This is a genomic window from Lachnoanaerobaculum sp. ICM7, assembly GCF_000287675.1.
GTDB lineage: Bacteria > Bacillota > Clostridia > Lachnospirales > Lachnospiraceae > Lachnoanaerobaculum.
Genome location: NZ_ALJL01000022.1, coordinates 156964 through 182840 on the forward strand (window position 1 = coordinate 156964; position 25877 = coordinate 182840).

Sequence of the window (25877 nt, forward strand, 5' to 3'; positions counted from 1 at the left end):
GAATTAAAATCGACTTACAAGGAAACTAAAAACTCCGGGCCGAGTATCACCGGAGTATAATAAAAAAAAGGAGACTATATATGGAAAAGTTTTTTAAACTGAAAGAAAACGGAACCGATGTAAAAACCGAGATTATTGCCGGTATTACAACATTCATGACAATGGCATATATTTTGGCAGTTAATCCGAATATCTTAAGTGCTGCAGGTATGGACAGAGGTGCCGTATTTACCGCAACTGCAATAGCTTCATTTTTAGGTACTGCACTTATGGCATTGTTTGCAAACTATCCTTTTGCACTTGCACCGGGTATGGGACTTAATGCATATTTTGCTTATACTGTAGTTTTAGGTATGGGATACAGCTGGCAGACAGCTCTTACAGCAGTATTTGTAGAAGGTATTATATTTATAGCACTCTCAGTTACAAATGTGCGTGAGGCTATCTTTAATGCGGTTCCAAGAAACTTAAAATCAGCTGTAAGTGTGGGTATCGGACTTTTTATTGCATTTATCGGACTTCAAAATGCCAAGATCGTTATAGGTGGTGCTACACTTGTAGAATTATTCTCACTTGGAGGATACAACAAGGTACATGGCGTTGAAGGTGTAATTGCTACAGGAAATGATGCAGGTATTACAGTTATTATTGCTATAATCGGTGTTCTTATTACAGCATTCCTGGTTGTAAAAGAAGTAAAGGGAAATATCTTACTCGGTATATTGGCAACATGGGTTCTGGGTATAATCGCTCAGATTACAGGTTTGTATGTTCCAAACCCTGCACTGGGTTTCTTCAGTGTATTACCTGATTTTTCAAACGGACTCAGTATACCAAGTATTGGACCGGTTTTATTCAAGCTTGAGTTCCACAAGATTGCAACATTGGAGTTTGTTGTAGTTATGTTCGCATTCTTATTTGTAGATATGTTTGATACTATCGGTACATTGATAGGTGTATCTACAAAGGCCGGAATGCTTGATAAAGACGGTAAGCTTCCAAATATCAAGGGAGCATTACTTGCGGATGCTGTAGCTACTACAGCAGGTGCAATGCTTGGTACAACAACAGTTACAACATTCGTTGAGTCAGCTTCAGGTGTTTCAGAAGGTGGAAGAACAGGTCTTACAGCAATGACAACAGCAATTCTTTTTGCGGCTTCATTGTTATTATCACCTATATTCCTTGCAATACCTTCTTTTGCAACAGCACCGGCACTTATAGTGGTAGGATTCTATATGTTCTCAAATGTTGTACATATTGATTTCTCAGATATGACAGAAGCCATTCCTTGCTATATCTGTATAGTTGCAATGCCGCTCTTCTACAGTATTTCAGAGGGTATTTCAATGGGAATTATATCTTACGTATTTATCAATGCTGTTACAGGAAGAGCTAAGAAGGTTACACCGCTTATGTATATACTTTCAATATTGTTTATATTGAAGTATATATTACTCTAGGTTTTACTTATATTTTCACTGCCTTGAATAGTTTTTAATAAATGAAGAGATATGGGGAGACTCGTATCTCTTTTTTAATGAAAAAGGAGACTTTAATTTTTCAATATCTGAAAATGTGGAATAAATAAGCATATTAGTACTTTGTGCACAAATAAATACAATTTAAAATGTTTACTTTTAATAACAGTTTGGCAAGTGCGAGAAAGTAAAAACAGAATACAAGAGAAGTATTGAAATTTATTTTCAGGAATGGTAAGATACTTTCAGATGGAGGTAGTAAAAATGAATGACAGAATCAAAAACCTAAAAGGGAAACTGATCGTTTCATGCCAGGCACTGGAAAATGAACCGTTACATTCAGACTTCATTATGGGGAGAATGGCTCTTGCGGCAAAAATGGGCGGAGCTTTCGGCATCAGAGCAAATTCTGTTGTGGATATCAAAGAGATACAAAAACAGGTGGATTTGCCGATAATCGGAATCATTAAAAAAGATTATGATGACAGTGAGATTTATATCACACCTACAATGGACGAGGTAGATGCTTTGGTAGAAGCGGGAGTTGATATAATAGCACTGGATGCGACAAACAGACTCAGACCGAATAAGAAAAGCTTAAAGGAGTTCTTTGGAGAAGTTAGAGCAAAGTATCCTGATAAGCTGTTTATGGCGGATTGTTCAACGGAAGAAGAGGCAATCTTTGCGGACGAATTAGGTTTTGACTTCATCGGTACTACTATGGTCGGATATACTAAGGAGAGTGAAGGTCTAAGGATTGAGGAGAACGATTTTGAGATATTGAGAAATATCCTCGCTAAAGTAAAGCATAAGGTAATAGCTGAGGGTAATATCAATACACCTGAGAAATGTAGGAGAGTAATAGAACTTGGAGCGTTCAGTGTGGTCGTAGGTTCAATTATTACCAGACCACAACTTATAACAAAAGAATTTTCAAAAGCGCTTGAACAGGTTGTGTAGAAGAATAATCTTGAGTGTAAGACTCATTAAGGAGGAAATATGAAGAAATTATTGTTAACAGGTTTGACACTTACAGCGGCAGGTATGCTTGCGGCATGTGGAGGAGGAAAAGCGGCAGATCAAACAAGTGCAGCGGCTGACTCAAAGGCGGATACAAAGCAGGAGGGAGCAAGTGAAGCTGCAGGAGATGCGGCTGAGGTATCACTTTGGACATATCCTGTAGGTAAATGGGGAGACTCTGCAACAGTTGACGGAATTATTAAAAAGTTCAATGAGAAGTATCCAAATATTAAGGTAACTGTAGAGTATCTTGACTATCAAAACGGTGACGATCAGATCAACACTGCTATTGAAGGAAAGCAGGCACCTGATATCGTACTTGAAGGACCGGAAAGACTGGTAGCAAACTGGGGTGCAAAGGGACTCATGGTTGATTTAAAGGATATGTTTGAGAAGGATGCGGCATCAGATATCTACGATCCTGTAAAGACTGCATGTAAGAGCCCTACAGGTGAGTTTTATGAATATCCTGCATTTATGGTTGCACATTGCATGGCTGTAAACAAGACAATGTTTGAGAAGGCTGATGCATTAAAGTATCTTGATTTAGACACACATACATGGACAACAGATAACTTCCTTAAGGCAGTTCAGGCGGTATATGATTCAGGACAGCAAAATGTCGGTGCTATCTACTGTGTTTCACAGGGTGGAGACCAGGGAACAAGAGCTTTGGTAAACAATCTTTACTCAGGTACATTTACAGATAAGGATCATACAAAGTATACAGTAGATTCTGAAGAGAACAAGAAAGCTTTACAGGCAATTGTTGATCAGGCAGGTTTAAACTTTGATCCTTCTATAGCAGGTGGTGACGAGATTACATTGTTCAGAAACGGTACTTTGGCAATGTCACTTTGCTGGAATGCATCACAGCAGACAAATTCAGACAACGGCCCTGCAGGAAAGACAAATGCAGGTGATGAGATTATACCTATGTTATTCCCAAGTGATGACGGCGTTACAGAGCTTTGCGGCGGTATCTGGGGATATGGAATCTTTGACAACGGAGATGCAGGTAAGATTGAAGCTGCAAAGACATTTATCGACTTCGTATGTAATGATGAGGCACAGGTTAAGGAAAGCGTTAAGGCTTCAGGATTCTTCCCTGTAAGACCTTCTGTAACAGGTGTATATGAGGGAACAGAGACAGCTGATGCAATGAAGCTTTTCGAAGAGAAGTTCATGCCTTCAATGGGTGACTACTATCAGGTAACAAAGGGATGGACTACAGCTCGTACAGAGTGGTGGAACATGCTTCAGAGAATAGGTGCAGGCGGCGATGTGGCAACAGAGGTCGCAACATTTACAACTAACGCAAATGCGGCAGCAGCTCAATAATAACAGTAGTAAAACATTGCTTTAAAAAAATAGTTAGGTGATCTAACATGTTATAAAATGTTGCTAAGGATTTTCTTTAGCAACATTTTTTAGAAAGGGGAAACATGGCAAAGGGTGTTTATACAACCAGGTCAAAGGAATTGGTAAGAAGAGAAACCGCTTCAGCTTATATGTTTTTATTACCAAGCCTTGTATTCTTTATCGGTTTTGTAATAATACCGATGATTATATGTATATATACCAGCTTCTTTGATTCTACAATGGGCAAGGATGCTAAGGATGTATTTATCGGATTTGGAAATTATATAGAACTGTTTCAAGACGGAATTTTTCTAAAGGCACTTAAAAATACCTTTGTTATTGTTATCGTTTCAGTTCCTGTGGTTTGTATATTTTCATTGTGGATTTCATCTGTAATATACAATCTAAATGATAAAGTGCTTTCAGTTTTCAGATGTATCTTTTATCTCCCTGTAGTTACCGGTTCGGTTGCCGTTACAGTGGTTTGGAAGTGGATGTACAATAATTATTACGGTATCTTCAACTATATCGGAAAAGGTACAGGTATTTTAAAAACAAATATCAACTGGCTTGGAGACGAGAGATTTGCTCTGGCATGTATCATACTTATCCTGCTTACCACATCTGTAGGTCAGCCTATAGTATTATATGTATCCGCACTTGGAAATGTGGACAATTCATTGGTTGAGGCCGCACAGGTGGACGGAGCAAATGAGTTGCAATTATTCTGGAAGATTAAATGGCCTCAGATTATGCCTACAACATTATATATTCTTGTTATAACAACTATTAACAGTTTCCAGTGTTTCGCTCTTATACAGCTTTTAACATCAGGCGGACCGAATCATTCAACAGATACTGTAATGTATTATATCTATTATATGGCATTTAAGATGTTCAGATACGGATACGGAAATGCAATGGGTGTTGTACTCGCAATATTTATAGCGGTATTGTCTGCAATTCAGTTTAGAGTGGCAAAGGAGAGATAATATGAAAACTTCAAATACACTAAAAAAACTGTATACTGTTGTATCGATAATTATACTGATAGCACTGGCGTTTTGCTTTGTTTTTCCACTGTATTGGATAGTTACAGGTGCATTTAAAACACCTGTTTCAATAAATTCACCGGTACCTGATTGGATACCTAAAGAGCTCGTACTTGATAACTTTAAAAAGCTGTTCTCAAGACAGGCGGCACCTATATTTGAATTGGGATTTATAAAGGGACCTATGGCGCCGGCAGCAGTAAGATGGATGATAAATACGGTATTTATGGCGGTTATGGCCATGGTACTTACGTGTCTTACAGCATCTATGGCGGGATATGCACTTGCAAAAAAGAGATTTCATGGAAGGATAATACTTTTTACACTCATAGTATGTGCTATGGCATTGCCTAAGCAGGTTATTCTTATACCTCTTATCAGAGAAATGTCTGCACTTAAACTTTATAACACTATATGGGCGGTTATACTTCCAACCGTAGGATGGCCTTTCGGTGTATTTCTTATGAAGCAGTTTTCTGAGGGTATACCTACGGAAATGCTGGAAGCTGCAAGGATTGACGGTGCAAGTGAATTTAAAACATTTACAGATATAGTTTTCCAGATGGTAAAGCCGGGAGTGGGTGCTTTGGCAATATTCACATTTATCAACAGCTGGAACGATTATTTCATGCAACTTATTATGCTAAGTTCTACTTCTAATTTGACAATTTCTCTGGGAATTGCTAAACTACAAGCAGAAAACTCGACAGATTTCGGACTTATAATGGCGGGAGCTACACTGGCCGCAGCACCTATACTGATAGTGTTTATTGCACTTCAAAAATACTTTACAAAAGGTATTACTCTTGGTGCTGTAAAGGGTTAGTAAGTAGCGGAAAGAGGGGAAAATGATATACGAAAAATCAGTGATTCCGATAATAGAATCAAAATATACGCTTTTTACAAATACTGAAAAAAAGATAGCGGATTATTTTTTACAATGTGATGCGAATATGGATATAAATATCCAGAATGTGGCTGAACAGCTCTATGTATCACAGGCATCTATTTCAAGATTTGCAAAAAAGTGCGGCTTTGTAGGTTTCAGAGAATTTATATTTGCATACCTGGACAGTGCAAGAGTAAAAAAGCCGAACGGTAACAGCACCACACAAAATGTATTTAATACATATCAGGATCTTTTGAATAAGGCATATTCACTGCTTGACAACGATCAGGTGCAAAGAATAGTGAAGATGCTTGTAAATTCAAAGAAGGTCATAGCTGTAGGTAAGGGAAGTTCAGGATATGCGGCAAGTGAAATGGAGAGCCGTTTTGTGAGAGTGGGACTTGATATAGACTCTCTTACGGATTCCGACAGAATAAGAATGCAGTCCGTATTTTTAAAAGACGGAGATACAGTGGTAGCATTCAGTATAAGCGGTAAGACTGAGGATATTATTTTCCTTTTAAAGCATGCACATGACAGGGGCAAGAAGACTGTATTTTTCACGGCGGCGGATAACCCTCATTTGCATGAATTCTGTGATGAAGTTGTATTGGTTGCTTCACTTGAATATTTGGAGAACGGAAATCTTATTTCTCCACAGTTCCCGATGCTGCTTGTACTTGACCTTATATACAGTGAATACATAAATATCGATCCTGTGTTTAAGAGTGCAATACTGGAGGATACCGTTACTACTTTAAATAAGAAAGAAGATGACAGAAGATTCTATCTGTCAAGACCGACCAGATAATTATTATATGAAAATTCGGTAAAGAGCTTGTATTGTACCTGACAAAGGAGTTTACAGGCTCTTTCGGTATAAAAAAGGTAATATTTTTTGACAGTATTTTCTATTTTACTGTATAAATATTCGCTTGAAAAAATATATTAAAAGCATTATAATGTCAATGCAAATGATAGAAGTAAATACAATGGATAATTATATTCATTTTAAGAATGTGTATTTATTTTATATTATTTGCAGATAAAATAAAAATAGATATGTCAATTATCGGCATCTATTTGTGAAGGGATGATCTTAGTGGCTAAAGAAAACCGAAATACTACAGGAAGTAAGGCATCAAAAGGCAGTGAAAGTGAAAATAAGAAAAAGATGTCACCGCAGGAGTTCTTACAGAAGATGGAGGAACTTGTAAATAAGGGCATGGCTTCTGACATGAAACTTGATATAGGTGAGATAAATGATTTTTTTGCGGGTACGGAGCTGAATGCCGACAGCGTAGAGCAGATTTATTCTTATCTTGAGAACAAGGGTATTGAGATCAATGAAAACATATCGGATGATATTAATATTGATATAGACAATATTGATAATATAGACAGTATTGCAGATGATGATTCACTACTCTTGGACGACGATGATGAGTTTGACAAGGACTCTGAAGAGGACATAGATCTCAGTGCGATTGACCTGCTTGAAGGTGTAGGTACTGAGGATCCTGTAAGAATGTATCTTAAAGAAATAGGTACTGTACCTCTCTTGACAGCAAATGAAGAGCTTGAATTGGCGAAAAGAAAACAGGATGGCGATGAATACGCAAAGCAGCGTCTTATAGAAGCTAACCTTCGTTTGGTTGTAAGTATTGCAAAGAGATATACAGGAAGAGGAATGAGTTTCCTTGACTTGGTACAGGAGGGTAATTTAGGCCTTATAAAAGGTGTAGAGAAGTTCGACTACACAAAGGGCTTTAAGCTTTCAACATATGCTACATGGTGGATCAGACAGTCTGTAACAAGAGCGCTTGCAGATCAGGCAAGAACCATAAGAGTTCCGGTACATATGGTAGAGACCATAAACAAGATGAGCAAAATGCAAAGAAAACTTACTTTGGAACTGGGTTATGAGCCAAGTGTTACAGAACTTGCAAATGCACTTGATATGACTGAAGAAAAGGTCATGGAAATAATGCAGATTGCAAGAGAGCCGGCATCTTTGGAGACTCCTATAGGTGAGGAAGATGATTCAAACCTTGGAGATTTTGTTGCAGATGCAAATGTTTTGACACCTGAGGGAAATGTTGAGTCGGTAATGCTCAGAGAGCATATCGATACATTGCTTGGAGACTTGAAAGAAAGAGAAAGACAGGTTATTGTGCTTAGATTCGGTCTTGAGGATGGACATCCGAGAACCTTGGAGGAAGTAGGAAAAGAGTTCAAGGTAACAAGAGAGAGAATAAGACAGATTGAAGCTAAGGCTTTGAGAAAACTTAGAAATCCTGTCAGATCAAAGAGAATCAGGGACTTTTTGGCGTGATGAAGAGAAATTTACAAAAAGAATTGGAAGATATTATAAAGAAAGAGGAAGCTTTGGGCAATCGCCCAAGGCTTCTTCTGCATGCCTGTTGCGGACCGTGTTCATCATATTGTATGGAATATTTGGAAAAGCATTTTGATTTGACTGTATTTTTTTATAACCCGAATATTGATGACACCAAGGAATATAAGCTTAGGGTGGAAGAGGCAAAGAGACTGATAGAAGAGATGGATTTTACTTCAGATGTAAAATTCATTGAAGGAGATTATGATCCGAGTATTTTTCACAGCAGAATAAAGGGCTATGAAAATGAAAAAGAGGGCGGAAAAAGATGTGATATCTGCTTTGAGCTAAGACTGCATGAGGCTGCAAAAGCCGCATCAGATTACGGCTTTGACTATTTTACTACTTCTCTTACCATTTCACCTATGAAGAATGCCGAAAAACTTTGTGAAATAGGCGAAGAGGTGGCTAAAGAATATAATGTAAAGTATTTACCAAGCGATTTTAAGAAGAAAAACGGATATAAGAGATCTGTGGACTTGTCTAAGGAACATGAGCTTTACAGGCAGGATTATTGCGGATGCTCATTTTCAAAAAGAGAGTCGATTGAAAGAGCCAAGGCAAGAGAGAATATCGTTTGACGATTGGTATAGTTTGATTTATAATTAAAAAGTAATGTTTATATCAATGATCAAAAGATCTTGAAATATGAAAGGAAGATTATTATGTTAAGTAGAAAAATTACTATCAAGAATCCTTCAGGTTTGCACCTACGTCCGGCAGGAGTTCTGTCACAGACAGCAATGAAGTTTAAATCAGATATAATAATTGAGTACGGTGAGAAGAAGATAGTTGCAAAGAGCGTGCTTAATGTTATGGCTGCAGGTATCAAGTCAGGTACAGAGGTAAATCTGATAGTTGAAGGTGATGACGAAGAGGAAGCAATGAAGACTTTGGTAGAGGCTATCGAGTCAGGCCTTGGTGAAAAATAATAAATAATTTTTCTATTTGTAACATATCATACTTGACAAATGCCTATATTTGGTGGTTAAATAATGCAATGTATTTTGTATTGTGCAAAATACGATGTTATAAAATGAGGTATAGATATGAAAGAAAGAAAAATCCGCCTTCTGTCGGTTGAAGACGCTAAGAACTTTGTTAAAGTTGCTACCGGGTGTGATTTTGATGTGGATTTATATGACAACAGTATTATGATTGACGCAAAATCTATTATAGGAGTGCTGAGCATGGATCTTAGACATGTTTTGGCAGTCAGATATTCAGGCGAGAACGAAGAATTGGAAGCTTTTTTAGATGACCATATGAAGGGAATCGAAAAAATAGCTTAAGCATATTTATGAAATATCATAAATGGTTTAAAATAAGCCGGCTTGACCGGTAGTTGTTTAACATACAGGCAGGTCTTTGACTTGCCTGTTTTTTCATATAGAAGAGACGGAAAGGTAATTATGAGAATAGGACATGGATATGATGTTCACAGACTTGTAGAAGGCAGAAAGCTTATAATAGGAGGAGTGGAGATAGAGCATACTCTGGGACTTCTCGGGCATTCGGATGCGGATGTACTTTTACATGCGATAATGGACTCTTTACTTGGAGCTGCAGGACTTGGAGATATAGGAAAACATTTTCCGGATACAAAAGCGGAATATAAGGATGTAAGCAGTGTTGTGCTTTTGAAAAAAGTTGCTAATATACTTGACGAGAATGCATATATAATAGAAAATATAGATGCAACTGTTATTGCACAAAAGCCTAAAATTGCTCCTCATATTGATAGGATGAAGGAAGTGATATGTGATACACTGAGTATATCACCAAACCAATTGAATATAAAGGCAACCACGGAAGAGGGGCTTGGCTTTACAGGAAATGAAAGCGGTATATCTGCACACAGCGTCTGTCTGTTGAATTCAGTAAGAGATGCTTTTTATGTATCTCCAGATTCAAAGGATTGCGCTACCTGCAACGGATGCCATAGTAAAGGATAAAAGGAAATTTATGAAGATTTTTAATACACTTTCTAAAAGAAAAGAAGAGTTTGTACCTATTGAAGAGGGAAAGGTAAGAATGTATGTCTGTGGACCTACAGTCTATAATTTGATACATATCGGAAATGCCAGACCTATGATTTTCTTTGATACGGTAAGAAGATATTTTGAATACAGAGGCTATGATGTAAACTATGTTTCAAACTTTACGGATGTTGATGATAAGATAATCAATAAGGCGATAGAAGAGGGAGTTGATGCATCTGTAATTTCCACAAGATATATAAATGAATGCAAGAAAGATATGGAAGCAATGAATGTGCTTCCTGCCACAAAAAATCCTCTGGCGACAGAAGAGATAGGCGGTATGGAGGAGATGATATCAACTCTTATCGATAACGGTCATGCATATGTGGCAAAGGACGGTACGGTATATTTCAGGGTAAAGAGCTTTGACGGATACGGTAAGCTTTCACATAAGAATATAGATGAACTTCAGTCAGGATTCAGAGAGATTAAGGTAACGGGTGAGGACGGAAAGGAAGACAGCAATGACTTCGTTCTTTGGAAACCTAAAAAAGACGGAGAGCCTTACTGGGATTCACCATGGTCAAAGGGAAGACCGGGATGGCATATAGAATGTTCCGTAATGAGTAAAAAATATCTTGGCGATCAGATAGATATCCATGGCGGAGGTGAGGATCTTATCTTCCCTCATCATGAAAATGAGATAGCTCAGTCGGAGTCTGCAAGCGGAAAGAGCTTTGCAAATTATTGGATGCACAATGCGTTCTTAAATATTGACAATAAAAAGATGAGTAAGTCTTTAGGTAATTTCTTTACAGTAAGAGATATCAGTGAGAAGTACGATCTTCAGGTATTAAGATTTTTTATGCTCTCAGCACACTATAGAAGTCCACTCAATTTCTCTGCAGAGCTTATGGAAGCATCTAAGAACAGTTTGGAGAGAATTCTTACAGGAGTTGAGAATTTAAAGGATGTTCAAAAAAAGAATAATTCTTCACCAATTACAGATGCCGAGCTCTCAAATCTTGAGATGGCAAAGGTGTTAAAGGATAAGTTTGTAGCCGCAATGGACGATGATTTCAATACGGCTGATGCGATAAGTGCTATATTTGAGCTTATAAAGCTTTCAAATACTTCATTGAATGAAAACTCTACACTAGAGTATGCAAACGGACTTTTAAATATAATAGAGCCGCTTTGTGACGTACTTGGAATTATTACAGAAAGAAAGACGGAAATCCTTGACAGTGAAATAGAGGATCTGATAGAGCAGAGGACTCAGGCCAGAAAGAATAAGGATTTTGCACTTGCAGATAAGATCAGAAACGATCTTCTTGACAGAGGTATTGTACTTGAAGATACAAGAGAGGGAGTTAAATGGAAGAGATCTTAGATTATCTTCTAAAACCTTTTAATATAGAAAAAAGGGATGCAAAAGAGTTTTCTCCGTTGGTACTGGCTTATATAGGTGATGCGGTATATGAGCTTATAATAAGAAGCATTTTGGTATCCGGTGGAAACCGCCCGGTAAATAAACTTAATAAGGATGCCACTTCACTTGTAAAAGCGGGAGCACAGGCACAGATTATAAAACTTATAAATGACGAGTTAAGTGAGGAAGAGTTCACCATATTTAAAAGGGGCAGGAACTCTTCTCCGCATACCATGGCAAAGAATGCCAGTATGACTGATTATAAATATGCTACCGGGTTTGAAAGCCTTATAGGTTTTTTATATCTGGACAATCAGTTTGACAGAGCGCTTGAACTTGTCAAAACCGGTCTTGACAGATTTTTGGAAAATAATGATATTGGAGTAAAGAATATATGAATGAAAATGCCATTGAAGGCAGAAATGTGGTAATAGAGGCTTTCAGAAGCGGTAAAACTGTTGATAAATTATACTTGCAGGACGGTTTGAAGGACTATACTGTTTCTACAATATTAAGAGAAGCCAAAAAGCATGGTACATATGTAAATTTTGTGAGCAAAGACAGGCTTGATACAATGAGCGAGACCGGAAAGCATCAGGGAGTTATTGCAATAGTTGCGGCATATGAGTACGCAAGTGTTGAGGATATATTGGAAAAGGCAAGACAAAAAAATGAGTCGCCTTTTGTATTTATTTTAGACGGCATAGAGGATCCTCATAATTTGGGTGCAATCATAAGAACAGCCAATCTTAGCGGTGCTCATGGGGTGATTATACCTAAACACAGAGCCGTAGGACTTACTGCTGTAGTAGCAAGAGCTTCTGCAGGAGCAATTAATTATACGCCTGTTGCCAAAGTCACCAATATAAACAAAACTATGCAGGAGCTGAAAGATGCAGGAATGTGGTTTGTTTGTGCAGACATGGGCGGCGAAAAGATGTATAATATTGATTTGACGGGAAGTATCGGACTTGTAATAGGTAATGAGGGAGACGGAGTAAGTGAAAGTGTTAAGAAAAATTGCGATTTCATAGCTTCTATACCTATGAACGGTGATATTGATTCACTCAATGCATCTGTCGCCTGTGGTGTATTGGCTTATGAGATAGTCAGACAGAGGATTGCGAAAGGAGCAATATATGAAAAGTGATAAGAGAAAAGTTGTTCTTGTGGGATGCGGTATGGTCGGCATGAGCTATGCGTATGCCATGTTAAACCAAAATGTTGTGGACGAGCTGGTTCTTATAGATGTAAATAAATTAAGAGCTGAGGGAGAAGCTATGGATTTGAATCATGGCTTGGCTTTTTCAGGCTCACATATGAGAATCTGGGCAGGAGATTACAGTGACTGTACAAGTGCGGACATTGTCGTAATATGTGCAGGTGTAGCTCAGGCACCGGGAGAGAGCAGAAGAGATCTTTTAAAGAGAAATATGGAAGTGTTCAAATCCATTATCGATCCTATCACAGAGAGCGGCTTTAACGGAATATTCCTTGTGGCTACAAACCCTGTAGATATAATGACTGAGATTACATATAAGCTTTCAGGGTTTAATCCGAGAAGAGTAATCGGTTCAGGTACGGCACTTGACTCTGCAAGACTCAGATATCTGCTTGGATCATATATACAGGCAGATCCAAGAAGTGTGCATGCCTATGTTATAGGTGAACATGGTGATTCGGAGTTTGTGCCATGGTCAAATGCAATGCTTTCAACAAAGCCTATTACAGATCTTATAGCCGAATCAAAGGGTAAATTAAATATAGAAGAGCTTGACCGTATTGAGGAGGATGTAAGAACAGCAGCTTATAAGATAATAGAGGCTAAGAGAGCAACATACTACGGTATAGGAATGAGCCTTACAAGAATTACAAAGGCAATACTTGGTGATGAGAATTCAGTACTTACAGTATCGGCAAATCTGCGTGGTGAATATGGACAAAATGATGTATTCGTCGGAGTTCCATGTGTTATAAACAGCGCAGGAATTCAAAGAATACTTGAATTTTCTCTTACAGATGAAGAAAAGGCAAAGTTTGCAAAATCCTGTGAGGAGCTTAGAGCTACGTATAAAGAGTTGGAAGAGAAATAAATAAAACATCTTAGTTTCATTTGGAGGACAGACTTGAAAGATAAATATTATTCTATTGGAAGAGTATCTGAAATATGTAATATACCGATAAAGACTTTAAGATATTATGATAAGATAAATGTGATGGTTCCAAGTATCAGACAGGAAAACAATAATTACAGATATTACAGTCATGATCAAATGGTAAGGCTTTTTATCATAAAGAGGCTCAGATATTTGGGCTTTTCGCTGGAAGAGGTTAGAAATATATTAAAAGAAGATGATATTCAAAAGATAGAACTTATAGTGACAAAAAAACAAAACTCCATAAAAGATGAAATTATTGAGCTCAATAAAAAGTATGAAGAAGCTGCTACTTTAAATAATAAAATTAAATCTGCGCAAAGAATACTTGAAGACAGTAATAATTACAATGTAGAAAGTTCTTTTAAGCTTGAAAAGCAAAGAGAAGTATATGTATTTGGTAAAACTACCATGATGCAGTCTTATAGGAACGAAAAAGTCAGTCTGGAAAAATGGATAGATATTATAGAGTCTGCAAAAGAAAGAAATCTGAATATTCAGGGTGATATACTTGTATCCTATCACACTGAGATGTTTGGACAATTTATTCACAGAGATTGTGAGGTGGAGTTTTCCATTGTAGTTGAAAATGATATCAAGGATGTTGAAGTAAAGAAATTCGGAAACTTTCTTGCCGCCAATGCTATATATGTCGGCGATTACAGCGATATAGTGCATACATATATTTCTTTGAAAAGATGGATAGAAGAAAACAATCTGATTGTAGATGGACCTGTAACAGAAAGATTTATGCTTTCACCGGTGGATCTGCCTAATACAGATCGACATATTGTAAAGATAATAGTACCGGTAAAACCGAGAAACTAATAATTGAATAAAGAGTATATTTATATACTATCAAAAAGTCTCCCCTTAGGGGAGGCTTTTTTGTTTTACATAAATAAGATTACAAAATTTTGAGATAGGCATAACTTACAAAAATATAAAGTCGATATTGTGTAAGATTACTTTCAAAAAATAGCAATATGCACAAAAAAGACTTATAGTTGCTTTTTGTTGAATTAATTATATGTAAATTTATGCTTTGAGCAATAAATTTATAGGAGATAAAAATGAAATACAGATAAAATATATGTTAAATTCAGAAAAATTTAACTTGAATATACAATAGCTGTATATTCTAAGATAATAATTGAATAAAATAAGTTCTTAAACAAATAATAGTTAATTATTTAACATTTAAAAATAAAATATGTAGGAAAGGAGGACAGTATGGCGGGATTTATTATATCAAATACCATATCAAACATAATTGTATGTGGCCTATGGACATATATTTCAGCTATGTTTGCCGGTCCGCTGATAGCAACTTGGGTAGGCTTTGCAGGATGTACATCTTATTATGCAGCAGGTTGTGGTAAAAACGGTTTTATCAGATCATTATGCAGTAATATGGCAGGTATCTTTATCGGATGTACAATCATTTGGCTATGTGTAAATGTAAACGGAAGTCTATGGTTTAACGGATTGATAACAGGAATATTCAGTGGAGTTATCATCTATATCACACATTGTGATTTAACCAGATTTGCAACTTGCACATTTATGGGCGGCTTTAGTGCTTTTGCATCAGGTGGTAATTGGAAGATGTTGATTATTTGCTTTATCCTGGGAAATATCGTTGGGCTCGCATCGGATTATCTGGGTAGATTTATATTAGCAAAGTTTTTCAAGAAGACTGATAAAAAAGACTGGGTTATTGCTAAATTTTTAGAGGATTAAGAATCAAAAAGTAAGGGGTTTTAATATGAGCAAAATTTTAAAATTGGCATATGGCGTGGAGAAGTCGGAAGGCTTTAATTACAGACTTGCCATGGAGGAAGCATCCAGGTGTCTTCTATGTGAAGATGCACCTTGTTCTAAGGGCTGTCCGGCAGGTACAGACCCGGCTAAGTTCATTCGCTCACTGAGATTTAAGAACATAAAAGGTGCTGCAGAGACAATAAGAGAAAACAATCCTTTAGGTGGTTCATGTGCCTGGGTATGTCCTTATGACAGAATGTGTGAAGAAGAATGTAGTAGATGTGGAATAGACAAGCCTATACAGATTGGTAAAATACAAAGATATCTTGTTGAAGAAGAACAGGCTATATCGGCAAAGTTTGTCAGTGCCGGAGAAAAGATCGGAAAGAAGGTAGCGCTGATAGGTGCCGGACCTGCATCACTTGCTTGTGCAAGAGAGCTCGCACTTGCAGGAGTGGATACAACAATTTTTGAAAAGCAGGCTAAGGCAGGTGGAGTTTTGAGATATGGAATCACACCTACAAGACTTCCTGACCGTGTTGTGGATTTTGATATAGAACTTATAAAAGAGTTGGGAGTAAAGTTTGAATTCGGTAAGGAAATCAAATTTGAAGATATTCCTAAACTTAAGAGTGAGTATGACGCCGTATTTGTCGGAGTCGGTCTTTGGGATTCAAAGAAAGTAGATATAGAAGGTAGTAATCTTAAGGGCGTTGAGTCGGCAATCGAGTTTTTGTTTAAAGCTAGAACAGGTGAGATTAAAGAACTTCCGGAGAGAGTAATTGTAATCGGAGGCGGTGATGTAGCAATGGATTGTGCTACAACCGCAAGACAATTGGGGGCTGAAAAAACCTGTATCTGCTATAGAAGAACTATAGAAGAGGCACCTGCAAATATTGAAGAGATTTCTTTTGTAAGAGAGATGGGAATTCCTATTTATACCGGATTTGCTCCTGAAAAGATCTGTGGAGAAAACAATCAGGTAAGAGCTCTTGTTGCAAAGGGAATGAAGGATGATAATGAGATGACACTTAAGGCGGATATGGTCGTATTTGCAATAGGACAGGATCAGGTTGAAGACTACAAGAGTTTTGTTGCAGGTGATGGAGTATTTGCCGGTGGTGATGCATTACATGGTGTCGGTATAACAGTGGTAGAGTCTGTTCATGAAGGAAAAGAAGCGGCTTACCAGATATTAGATTATATAAGGTGAGGAGATTAATATGGCTTTGAAAAAAGATTTATCAATAAATTTTTTAGGTGTTGATTGTGAGAATCCTTTTTTTCTATCTTCTTCACCTGTAGGCAGTAATTATGAGATGTGTGCCAAGGCACTGAGAGCCGGTTGGGGTGGTATTTTTTATAAAACAATAAGTGTTTTTATACCAAATGAATGTTCTCCAAGATTTGATATAGCTTCAAAAGAGGGAACGCCTTGGACCGGATTTAAGAATATGGAGATGACTTCAGACAAGCCGAATGAAGTAAACTTTGAGTTTATCAGGCAATTAAAGAAGGACTTTCCGAATAAAGTGATAGTTTCAAGTATCATGGGCGCAAGCGATGATGAGTGGGCGGTACTTGCAAAAGAGTCTGAAAAGGCCGGAGCGGATATGATTGAATGTAATTTCTCATGTCCGCAGATGACTTCATCAACTATGGGTTCTGACGTAGGACAAAATCCTGATTTGGTAAAGCATTATTGTGAAGTTGCTTCTGCGAGTACTAAGCTTCCGATAATAGCAAAGATGACACCAAATCTTGGAAATATGGAGATTCCTGCAAGAGCAGCTATAGAAGGCGGTGCAAAGGGAATAGCTGCAATTAATACAGTAAAATCTATTACAAATCTTGATATAAACTTAAGAACAGGAATGCCTGTTGTAAACGGAAAATCTGCAATATCAGGATATTCCGGAGCAGCAGTAAAACCGATTGCACTAAGATTTATATCAGACTTAATGCATGATCCTATTGTAAGTAAAGTTCCTATAACCGGAATGGGCGGTATAGAAACCTGGAGAGATTGTCTTGAATTTTTGATGCTTGGTGCATCAAATCTTCAGGTAACAACTGCAGTAATGCAATATGGATATAGAATTGTTGAAGATATGATAAGCGGTATATCACATTATATGAATGATTACGGAATCAATAAACTTCAGGATATAGTGGGTACTGCTGTAGGAAATATTGTTGGTGCTGATGATTTGGATAGATCATATAAGATACTGGTTCAGATCGATAAAGAAAAATGTGTCGGATGTGGAAGATGCTATGTATCATGCTTTGATGCGGCTCACCAGGCTATTGAATATGACTATGCAAGCAGAGTTCCGACAATAAATGAAGATAAATGTGTAGGATGTCATCTTTGCTTAAATGTTTGTCCGGTAATGCAATGTATAACACCGGGTAAACTTGTATATAAGAATAAGAATGATAATCATACAATTAATTTAAAGGAAAGTAATAGTTATCTATAATATATCAGGGGGGTTGATTTATGTTAGATTTAATTATTAAAGGTGGTGTGGTAGTTACAGCAACAGATATGTTCCCATGTGATGTGGGTGTAAAAGACGGTAAGATTGTTGAGATGGGAATGAATCTTGATATGGATGCAAAGGAAGTAGTGGATGCTACGGGAAAGCTTGTACTTCCGGGAGCATTGGATGTGCATACTCATCTTGCTATGCCTTTTGGAGGAACAATATCTGCCGACAGTTACCTTTCAGGTACCAGAGCCGCAGCCTGTGGAGGTGTTACTACAATATTTGACTATCCGGTTCAGAGAAAAGGCGGCACCATTATGGATTTGGTAAATTCCAAAAAAGCCATACTTGAAAAAGAAGCGTGTGTGGACTGGGCATCTCATTGTATAATTACAGACTTTAATGACGGTCAGATACTTGAAGAGATGGAAGAAGCCGTTAAAGAAGGTATTACTTCTTACAAATGCTTCATGGTATACAAAAAAGCCGGAATGATGGTAGATGACGGAATGTTTGCGACTTTACTTCTTAGAGCAAAGGAACTTGGAGCATTGGTAAATGTTCATGCAGAGAATTCCGATATGATAGATTATTTTGAGGCTAAGTTCAAAAAAGAAGGAAACTTAAGTCCTTGGTATCACTATCTGGCACGTCAGGAGTTTGTTGAAGCTGAAGCCGACAGAAGAGCTCTGCATTGGTGTAAGCATTTGGATGCACCGCTCTACATTGTTCATATGGCTGACAAGGAAGGCCTTGAGGCATGTATAGAGGGCAAGAAAGAGGGAGTACCTATTTATGTGGAGACCTGCCCACAGTATCTTGAGTTCACATGTGAGGTATATAAGAGAGAGGACGGAAGAAACTTTGTCTGCTCACCTCCAATAAAGGGAGAGGAAAGCAGACAGGCTCTTTGGGAAGCTATAAAGAAAAATCAGATTGATGTTGTTGCAACAGATCACTGTCCGTTCCAAAGTTATGAAAAAGATTGGGGAATTGACGACTTTACAAAGATCCCAAACGGATGTGCGGGCCTTGAAAACATGTATCCATATATGCTTGATGCCGCTAACTCCGGTAAAATTACTTTTTCACAGGCTGTTGCTCTTTGCTCAACAAATCCGGCAAGAATTTTCGGATGTGAAAAGAAAGGCGGAGTCAGAGTAGGAAATGATGCGGATATAGTTATTTATGACAGGGATAAGGATTTTACAATAAGTGTAAATAATATGCATTCCGACTATGACCACACAATATGGGAAGGTAAGAAACTTCATGGATATCCTGTAAAGACATTCCTTAGAGGACAGCTTGTCTATGACAACGGAGATTTTGTAGGAAAGCCCGGAATGGGTAGATTCGTAAAGAGAGTACCTAGAAGTTAAAGTATTAATGATTGTATTTTACTGTCACTGCTTTATATATAGGTAGTGGCAGTATGAATTTATGAAGAATATATTGTTTTAATAGGGGGTAATATGTATAAGTGTAGCGAAGATAGAATGGCGGATAAGATTAAAACCATGAGTCAGTTTGGTGATGCAGGACATGGAGGTATCACAAGATATTCTCTTTCAAAAGAAAATCTTATGGCAAGAGCTGAATTCAAGAAAAGAATGGAAGCTATCGGTGCAAAGATTAAGACCGATGATATGGCAAATATGTATGCAACATTAGAGGGTAGTGATCCTACACTTCCTGCAATTGTTATGGCTTCACATTCAGATTCAGTAAGAAATGGTGGAAACTATGACGGTATCTTAGGTGTAATGGGAGCTATGGAAGTTTTGGAAACTGTTGCAGAGCAAAAGATACCTCATAAGCACAATCTCGTAGCAATGATTTGGACAAATGAGGAAGGATCTTTATATCCACCTGCTATGATGTCATCAGGAGTTATCTGTAATGATTACTTACCTGAAGAGATTGGAAAGAAATTTAAGCATGAGGATATGCTTGCATCAACTTCAGTCCTTGATAAGAATAAGACATTTAAAGAGGCTCTTGAAGCAAGCGGCTATAAGGGAGATGTAGCAAACAGATTAAATCCTAAGGATTATAAGGCAATGTTCGAGCTTCATATTGAGCAGGGACCTATCCTTGAGGCTGCAAAGAATGATATCGGAATAGTTACCTGTGTTCTTGGAATGATAAACTACAGAATCAAAGCGTTCGGACAGTCAGATCATGCAGGAACAACTCCTATGCCATATAGAAAAGATGCATTATATGCAGCTGCAAAGCTTTTACAGTATCTTCATGATGAGCTTGATAAGCTTGATAAGGCACTAGTATATACCACAGGTGAGATAGTATGTCATCCAAATGTACATACAGTTATTCCTGATTTTGTAGAGTTCTCGATTGATGCAAGACATGAGGATCCTAAGGTTATAGGGCAGGTTGTTGAAGTAATAAAGAATATGCCGAAGGAAATAGTAGGCTGTACTACAGGTTATGAGAGGGCATGGTCACGAGATACAGTTTACTATGATGAGGAGCTGGTAGGTTATGTAACAGAAGCTGTAAATGAGCTCGGATATTCAAATCAGAGAATTAACTCAGGTGCAGGACATGATGCACAGTTTGTAAGCTATATGATGCCTACTACAATGATATTTGTACCTTCAAAGGACGGACACTCACATTGCGAAGAGGAGTTTACACCGGTTGAGCAGTGTACAAAGGGTGCCAGTGTACTTTTGAATGCAGTATTGAAGTGTGATGCTCAATAATATGATTTAAGTGTTGGGGTCAAATATTTTGGCCCCAATATTACAGTAGAACAGAGGTGTGAAATGAGTGTTAGAAAAGTAGCGGAATTAAATTACAATATGACAACTGCCGATGCAAACAATGTAGACGGAAAAATACCGTTTGGAAGACAGTTTGATTTTATCGGTGATGTTGAAACAGAGTTGATGATATTAAATGACGGTGATGAATCTTTGTGCCTTGGATATACAGATGTTGAACTGTATGAAGATGCGTATGTAGGTGATCAACTTAATTTTAGAGCAGAGATGCTAAAGGTGGGAAATACATCAAGAACCTGTAGAATAAGTACATATAAGGTTGCAACACCTGCTTACAGAATGGGTATCAAAGATGCAAATCCCGGAGATATGTATTATTTTGATCCTCCAAAATTGATTACTGAAGGTACTGTAGTACTTGTAGTAAAGAAAGAATTACAACGTGGAAATCAGCCAAGTGGTGAAGTTATTGATCCTTGGAGAGAACTTGAGCTTTAATAGGGGGTATTATGAGTACTGAAGTTACATTAAGATATAGAATGTCCGATAGAGATGTTTTCTACGGTGGAGGAGTTGTAAACGGAGCCAGATCCATTACTTTGATGGAAGATACCGCAAACAGATTGATGACCAAGGTTTATGGAAATCAGAGCAGATGTGCAAAGGTAAGAAAAGTAAGATTGTTTGTGCCATGTTTTGCCGGAGATTATATGGAGTATAAGGCGAGACTTTTGGGTGAAGAAAACGGAAGAGCAATTATAGAAGTACGTTCTTTTAAGGTTGCGGTTATCCCTGAGGAGCCTGAGTTTGAAAGCTCTATAGATGTTTTGGAAGATCCTCCTCTTTCAACCGTATGTATTTTTGAATATATTATTCCGGAAAAAAAGGAGAAAAAGAAGGCAAAAGCGCTTGAGGGGTTGAAAGTTCTTGACCTTACACATGCATATAACGGTCCTTTCTGTACCGCACTTTTAGCAGACAACGGTGCTGAGGTTATAAAGATAGAGCCTCTTACAGGTGATCAGTCAAGATATTGGCCTCCAATGGATGACAATAGCGGTGAGAGCGGATTTTATGCATTTATAAACAGAAATAAAAAAGGAGTTACTCTTAACTTAAAGACTGAAAAAGGAAGAGAGATTTTCTATGACCTTGTCAGAGAGGCTGATGTGGTGGTAGAAAACTTCAGAGTTGGAGTAACAAAGAAATTACAAGTTGACTATGAGACATTAAAGAAGATAAATCCAAGAATAATTTATGCTTCAGGTAGCGGTTTCGGACAGTATGGACCTTTCTCAAACAGACCGTGCTATGATATCGTTGCACAGGCTCTGGGCGGTATGATAAATCTTACAGGTTATACAGATGCTCCTCCTGTAAAATGCGGTGTATCGGTAGCCGATAATGTTACAGGAATTTATCTTTGCGTCGGTGTACTTATGGCTCTTTACAGAAGAAATGTAACCGGTGAAGGTCAGCAGGTAGATGTGGCTATGGCAGATACTATATTCACATTGCTTGAAAATGCAATAATCTATACAACCCTTAAGGGAATTATACCTCAGAGACAGGGAAATATTGATGCTACAGTTTCACCATTCAATGTATATGAGGCAAAGGACGGATATATAGCACTTGGAGTAGGTACAGATAAGCTGTTTAAGGTATTCTGTGATGTAATAGGCAGACCGGACCTTGTTACAAATGAAAAATTTGCAACCAATGATCTCAGAATTAAAAATTACAATGACGGTTTACATGAGATAATTGTGGATTGGGTAAAGCAAAGAGGTAAGGCGGAAGTAGAGAGTATGTTTGAAGAGGTAGGAATACCTTGCGGACAGATACTTGATATGAAGGAAGCGATAGAACATCCACATTTCAAAGCAAGAGAGATGATGGTACATGTTGAGCATCCTACTATCGGTGATATGTATATACAGGGTTGTCCTATAAAACTTAGCGAAACACCGGGAAGCGTAGATGCTCCGGCACCGCTACTTGGACAACATAATAAAGAGGTTTACGGCTTTGATGATGAAACATTGAAACAATTAAAAGAAGAAGGCGTAATCTAGTGGAGGAAAAGAAATGGATTTTAATTTTTCCAAAGCACAGTTGATGCTGAGAAAAACTGTAGCCGACTTCAGTGAAAATGTGGTAAAACCAAGAGCTGAAGAAATAGATAGAAGCGGAAAGTTTCCAAAAGATTTATTTTTGGAGATGACCAAGATGGGATTAACCGGTATAGGAACTGAAGAAAAATATGGAGGAAGCGGAGGCAGCGATATCGAAAAGATAATTGCTGTGGAAGAAATAGCGAAATACTGCGGTTCTACTGCAGCTACACTTTCAATACATACTATATTTGCTTCAGTAATCGGAAAATTCGGTACTGAAGAACAAAAGCAAAAATATTTGCCGGTAGTATGTTCAGGAGGCGAGTTGGGGGCATTTGCCCTCACCGAGCCAAATGCCGGATCTGATGCCGGAAGTGCAAGGACAACCGCTATATTTGATGAGAGTAAACAAGAGTATGTTCTAAATGGTACAAAATGCTTTATAACAGGTGGAGGATTGGCAAAGTATGTATTGGTATTTGCTCTTACATCACCTGAATTAAAGACCAAGGGACTTAGTTGTATACTCGTGGAGCGTGGAACTCCGGGATTTTCAATAGGTAAGATAGAAGATAAGATGGGACTTCACGGATCCGAGACAGCGGAGCTTATATTTGATAATTGCAGGGTACCTAAGGATAATCTTATAGGACCGCTCGGTAAGGGATTTAAAATTGCAATGACTGCACTTGACGGTGCAAGAATAGGAATTGCGGCACAGGCTGTTGGAATTGCGGCAGGTGCATTGGATGAAAGCATAAAGTACACAAAAGAAAGAGTACAATTTGGCAGACCTATTTCCTCATTGCAGGGCTTACAATGGTATATTGCGGAGATGGCTACAAAGGTTGAGTGTGCAAGATGGATGACATATAGAGCGGCAAGCCTTAAAGTAAGCGGTATGCCGTATACAAAAGAGGCTGCTATTGCAAAGTTTAATGCATCAAAGGTGGCTGTTGAAGTAACAGATAAGGCGTTACAGATACATGGAGGATATGGATATATGAGAGACTATCCATTAGAGAGAATGTATCGAGATGCAAAAATAACGGAAATATATGAAGGTACTTCAGAGATTCACAAGGTTGTTATAGCCAGAGAAGTGCTGAAATAGGGGGTAATATGAAGATCATTGTATGTATAAAGCAGGTGCCAAATACAAGTGAAGTCAAAATCAACCCTGAAACAAAAACACTTATCAGAGACGGAGTGGAAAGTATAATAAATCCTGATGATAAGAATGCACTTGAGGCGGCATTAAAAATAAAGGATGAAAAGGGTGCTAAGGTCGTTGTAGTAAGTATGGGACCTATGCAGGCAAAGGAAGCAATACTTGAAGCTCTTGCTATGGGAGCTGACAGCGCTTATCTTATAAGTGACAGAAAATTCGGTGGATCCGATACTTGGGCTACAGCAACCATTTTGGCGGCTGCTATAGAAAAAATAGGCGACTATGATTTGATTATATGTGGCAGACAGGCTATAGACGGTGATACTGCTCAGGTTGGACCGGAGATAGCAGAGTTTCTTAATATACCACAGGTTACATATGCAAAGGAGTTGGAACTAAAAGACGGTGCGGTCAGAGTAAAAAGATTTTGTGAGTCAAAAGACTATGAATTTGAAGTAAAGCTTCCTGCTCTTATCACAGCTATTAAAGAACTTAACACTGCAAGATATCCAAGTGTGAAAGGAATCTTTAAAGCTTATGAGGGTGATGAAGAATTGGTGAAGATCCTTACCTTTGATGACTTGAATGTGGATGAAACTCAGATAGGTATCAAAGGTTCTCCAACAAATGTACATCGTTCATTCGTGCCTGTAAAAGAAAAGCATAGTGAGTTTATAGAAGGAAATACGGCCATGGAAAAAGCCAAACTTCTTTTGACAAAGCTATATGAGAATAAATTGATACAGTCCGGAGGTGCCAAGTAGTGGAAAGAGCAAAGGTAAATCAAGACATTAATCTTAATGACTATAATGATGTATGGGTACTTGCAGAAACTGTAAACGGAAAAATTTTGCCTATAACATTGGAACTGATGGGTGAGGGCAGAAAACTTGCAAATGACCTTGGGAAAAAACTTGCAGTAATTGTGCCGGGCTATAATATAGAAGAGGCTGCAAAGGTGCTTGTAGGGTATGATGTCGATATAGTATACTATGTGGAACATGAACTCTTGAAAGATTTTTCCACTTTGGGATTTGTGGAGGTACTTTCAAAAGAAGTGAAAAAAAGAAAACCGGAAGTTCTTTTGGTTGGTGCAACCTCTATAGGTAGAGATATAGGGCCGAGACTTGCCGCAAGGCTTGGAACCGGACTTACTGCCGATTGCACAGGACTGGAGGTTGACGCGGAAGATAAGAAGCTTCTTATGACAAGACCTGCTTTTGGTGGAAATATTATGGCTACAATTATTTGTCCTAAAAACAGACCACAGATGGCAACCGTAAGGCCGGGAGTGATGGCAAGGGCAAAGAAAATTGAAAAGTCAAATGCAAGTTTTGAAAAGATCATACCCGAGTTGAAAGAAGAAGATATAAGATCAAAACTTATCGGAACAATTGAACATGATCAAAAACGGGTAAATTTGACAGATGCAAAGATTATTGTATCAGGCGGTAGAGGTATCAAGAATAAAGACGGTTTTGCATTGATTGAAAGTCTTGCTAAAGCTCTAGGCGGTGAAGTGGGTTCATCACGTGCCTGTGTGGATGCAGGATGGATAGACTCATCTCACCAGGTTGGACAGACAGGAACTACTGTCAGACCTGATTTATATATTGCCTGCGGTATATCGGGGGCTATACAGCATTTGGCGGGAATGAGCGAATCGAAGTATATTGTTGCAATAAATACAGATAAAAATGCACCTATATTTGATATTTGTGATTATGGTATCGTAGGTGATTTAAAAGAAATTATACCGGCACTTGTTTCAAGCATAGAATCGGGAGAGTTTACATTATAGT

26 protein-coding genes are annotated in these 25877 nt (G+C 38.0%); all 26 read left to right on the forward strand.

Annotated features, from left to right (window positions below):
- The first annotated feature begins 80 nt into the window (after nt 1-80).
- The 26 genes from HMPREF1140_RS06590 (at nt 81) to HMPREF1140_RS06715 (ending at nt 25876) form a co-directional block, all read left to right on the forward strand.
- Nucleotides 81-1463, forward strand: a complete 1383-nt coding sequence (locus tag HMPREF1140_RS06590) for an NCS2 family permease (RefSeq protein ID WP_009663110.1) — start codon at nt 81-83, stop codon at nt 1461-1463.
- Nucleotides 1464-1745: 282 nt separating this feature from the next.
- Nucleotides 1746-2441, forward strand: coding sequence for an N-acetylmannosamine-6-phosphate 2-epimerase (locus HMPREF1140_RS06595; protein WP_009663128.1), 696 nt, complete (start codon nt 1746-1748; stop codon nt 2439-2441).
- Between the two features lie 39 nt (nt 2442-2480).
- Nucleotides 2481-3842 (forward strand): extracellular solute-binding protein, encoded by a 1362-nt coding sequence (locus HMPREF1140_RS06600; protein WP_009663026.1) that lies wholly within the window; start codon nt 2481-2483, stop codon nt 3840-3842.
- Nucleotides 3843-3946: 104 nt separating this feature from the next.
- A complete protein-coding gene (locus HMPREF1140_RS06605; protein ID WP_009663123.1) occupies nt 3947-4855 on the forward strand; it encodes a carbohydrate ABC transporter permease in 909 nt (302 codons plus the stop codon).
- Between the two features lies 1 nt (nt 4856).
- Complete coding sequence (locus HMPREF1140_RS06610) at nt 4857-5741, forward strand: carbohydrate ABC transporter permease (protein ID WP_009663008.1); 885 nt, start codon at nt 4857-4859, stop codon at nt 5739-5741.
- Between the two features lie 22 nt (nt 5742-5763).
- Complete coding sequence (locus tag HMPREF1140_RS06615) at nt 5764-6615, forward strand: MurR/RpiR family transcriptional regulator (protein WP_007593408.1); 852 nt, start codon at nt 5764-5766, stop codon at nt 6613-6615.
- Between the two features lie 282 nt (nt 6616-6897).
- Nucleotides 6898-8139, forward strand: coding sequence for an RNA polymerase sigma factor RpoD (gene rpoD / locus HMPREF1140_RS06620; protein ID WP_083846511.1), 1242 nt, complete (start codon nt 6898-6900; stop codon nt 8137-8139).
- Complete coding sequence (locus tag HMPREF1140_RS06625; RefSeq protein ID WP_009662971.1) at nt 8139-8783, forward strand: epoxyqueuosine reductase QueH; 645 nt, start codon at nt 8139-8141, stop codon at nt 8781-8783. Before rpoD ends, HMPREF1140_RS06625 begins: the two co-directional genes overlap by 1 nt.
- A gap of 84 nt (nt 8784-8867) precedes the next feature.
- Nucleotides 8868-9134, forward strand: coding sequence for an HPr family phosphocarrier protein (locus HMPREF1140_RS06630; RefSeq protein ID WP_007593403.1), 267 nt, complete (start codon nt 8868-8870; stop codon nt 9132-9134).
- A gap of 117 nt (nt 9135-9251) precedes the next feature.
- Nucleotides 9252-9494 carry an HPr family phosphocarrier protein gene (locus tag HMPREF1140_RS06635; RefSeq protein WP_009663010.1) on the forward strand — a complete coding sequence of 81 codons (243 nt, stop codon included), beginning with the start codon at nt 9252-9254 and terminating at the stop codon, nt 9492-9494.
- A 120-nt stretch (nt 9495-9614) separates the two neighbouring features.
- Nucleotides 9615-10157 carry a 2-C-methyl-D-erythritol 2,4-cyclodiphosphate synthase gene (gene ispF / locus HMPREF1140_RS06640; RefSeq protein ID WP_035620081.1) on the forward strand — a complete coding sequence of 181 codons (543 nt, stop codon included), beginning with the start codon at nt 9615-9617 and terminating at the stop codon, nt 10155-10157.
- A gap of 10 nt (nt 10158-10167) precedes the next feature.
- A complete protein-coding gene (gene cysS / locus HMPREF1140_RS06645) occupies nt 10168-11577 on the forward strand; it encodes a cysteine--tRNA ligase (protein ID WP_009662993.1) in 1410 nt (469 codons plus the stop codon).
- Nucleotides 11562-12014 carry a Mini-ribonuclease 3 gene (locus HMPREF1140_RS06650; RefSeq protein WP_007593395.1) on the forward strand — a complete coding sequence of 151 codons (453 nt, stop codon included), beginning with the start codon at nt 11562-11564 and terminating at the stop codon, nt 12012-12014. Before cysS ends, HMPREF1140_RS06650 begins: the two co-directional genes overlap by 16 nt.
- Nucleotides 12011-12766, forward strand: a complete 756-nt coding sequence (gene rlmB / locus HMPREF1140_RS06655; protein ID WP_009663148.1) for a 23S rRNA (guanosine(2251)-2'-O)-methyltransferase RlmB — start codon at nt 12011-12013, stop codon at nt 12764-12766. Before HMPREF1140_RS06650 ends, rlmB begins: the two co-directional genes overlap by 4 nt.
- A complete protein-coding gene (locus HMPREF1140_RS06660) occupies nt 12756-13709 on the forward strand; it encodes an L-lactate dehydrogenase (protein WP_009663028.1) in 954 nt (317 codons plus the stop codon). The genes rlmB and HMPREF1140_RS06660 overlap by 11 nt, the downstream gene beginning before the upstream one ends.
- Before the next feature lie 33 nt (nt 13710-13742).
- Nucleotides 13743-14600: a MerR family transcriptional regulator gene (locus tag HMPREF1140_RS06665; RefSeq protein WP_009663157.1), complete on the forward strand. Its 858-nt coding sequence runs from the start codon at nt 13743-13745 to the stop codon at nt 14598-14600.
- A 405-nt stretch (nt 14601-15005) separates the two neighbouring features.
- The gene (locus tag HMPREF1140_RS06670) at nt 15006-15515 is read left to right on the forward strand and encodes a DUF1097 domain-containing protein (RefSeq protein WP_007593390.1); all 510 of its coding nucleotides are present in this window, start codon (nt 15006-15008) and stop codon (nt 15513-15515) included.
- Nucleotides 15516-15540: 25 nt separating this feature from the next.
- On the forward strand, nt 15541-16749 hold the full coding sequence (locus HMPREF1140_RS06675; protein ID WP_009663121.1) for an FAD-dependent oxidoreductase: 1209 nt from the start codon (nt 15541-15543) through the stop codon (nt 16747-16749).
- 10 nt (nt 16750-16759) lie between these two features.
- Nucleotides 16760-18022, forward strand: a complete 1263-nt coding sequence (gene preA / locus HMPREF1140_RS06680) for an NAD-dependent dihydropyrimidine dehydrogenase subunit PreA (protein WP_009662994.1) — start codon at nt 16760-16762, stop codon at nt 18020-18022.
- Between the two features lie 20 nt (nt 18023-18042).
- Nucleotides 18043-19413: a dihydropyrimidinase gene (gene hydA / locus HMPREF1140_RS06685; protein WP_009663105.1), complete on the forward strand. Its 1371-nt coding sequence runs from the start codon at nt 18043-18045 to the stop codon at nt 19411-19413.
- A 93-nt stretch (nt 19414-19506) separates the two neighbouring features.
- Complete coding sequence (locus HMPREF1140_RS06690) at nt 19507-20763, forward strand: Zn-dependent hydrolase (RefSeq protein ID WP_009663012.1); 1257 nt, start codon at nt 19507-19509, stop codon at nt 20761-20763.
- Between the two features lie 63 nt (nt 20764-20826).
- On the forward strand, nt 20827-21282 hold the full coding sequence (locus HMPREF1140_RS06695; protein WP_009662974.1) for a hypothetical protein: 456 nt from the start codon (nt 20827-20829) through the stop codon (nt 21280-21282).
- Between the two features lie 11 nt (nt 21283-21293).
- A complete protein-coding gene (locus HMPREF1140_RS06700) occupies nt 21294-22862 on the forward strand; it encodes a CoA transferase (RefSeq protein ID WP_009663098.1) in 1569 nt (522 codons plus the stop codon).
- A 13-nt stretch (nt 22863-22875) separates the two neighbouring features.
- The gene (gene acrC / locus HMPREF1140_RS06705; RefSeq protein WP_009662977.1) at nt 22876-24018 is read left to right on the forward strand and encodes an acryloyl-CoA reductase; all 1143 of its coding nucleotides are present in this window, start codon (nt 22876-22878) and stop codon (nt 24016-24018) included.
- 8 nt (nt 24019-24026) lie between these two features.
- A complete protein-coding gene (locus tag HMPREF1140_RS06710; RefSeq protein ID WP_009663144.1) occupies nt 24027-24839 on the forward strand; it encodes an electron transfer flavoprotein subunit beta/FixA family protein in 813 nt (270 codons plus the stop codon).
- Nucleotides 24839-25876 (forward strand): electron transfer flavoprotein subunit alpha/FixB family protein, encoded by a 1038-nt coding sequence (locus HMPREF1140_RS06715; protein ID WP_009663023.1) that lies wholly within the window; start codon nt 24839-24841, stop codon nt 25874-25876. Before HMPREF1140_RS06710 ends, HMPREF1140_RS06715 begins: the two co-directional genes overlap by 1 nt.
- Nucleotide 25877 lies beyond the last annotated feature (1 nt).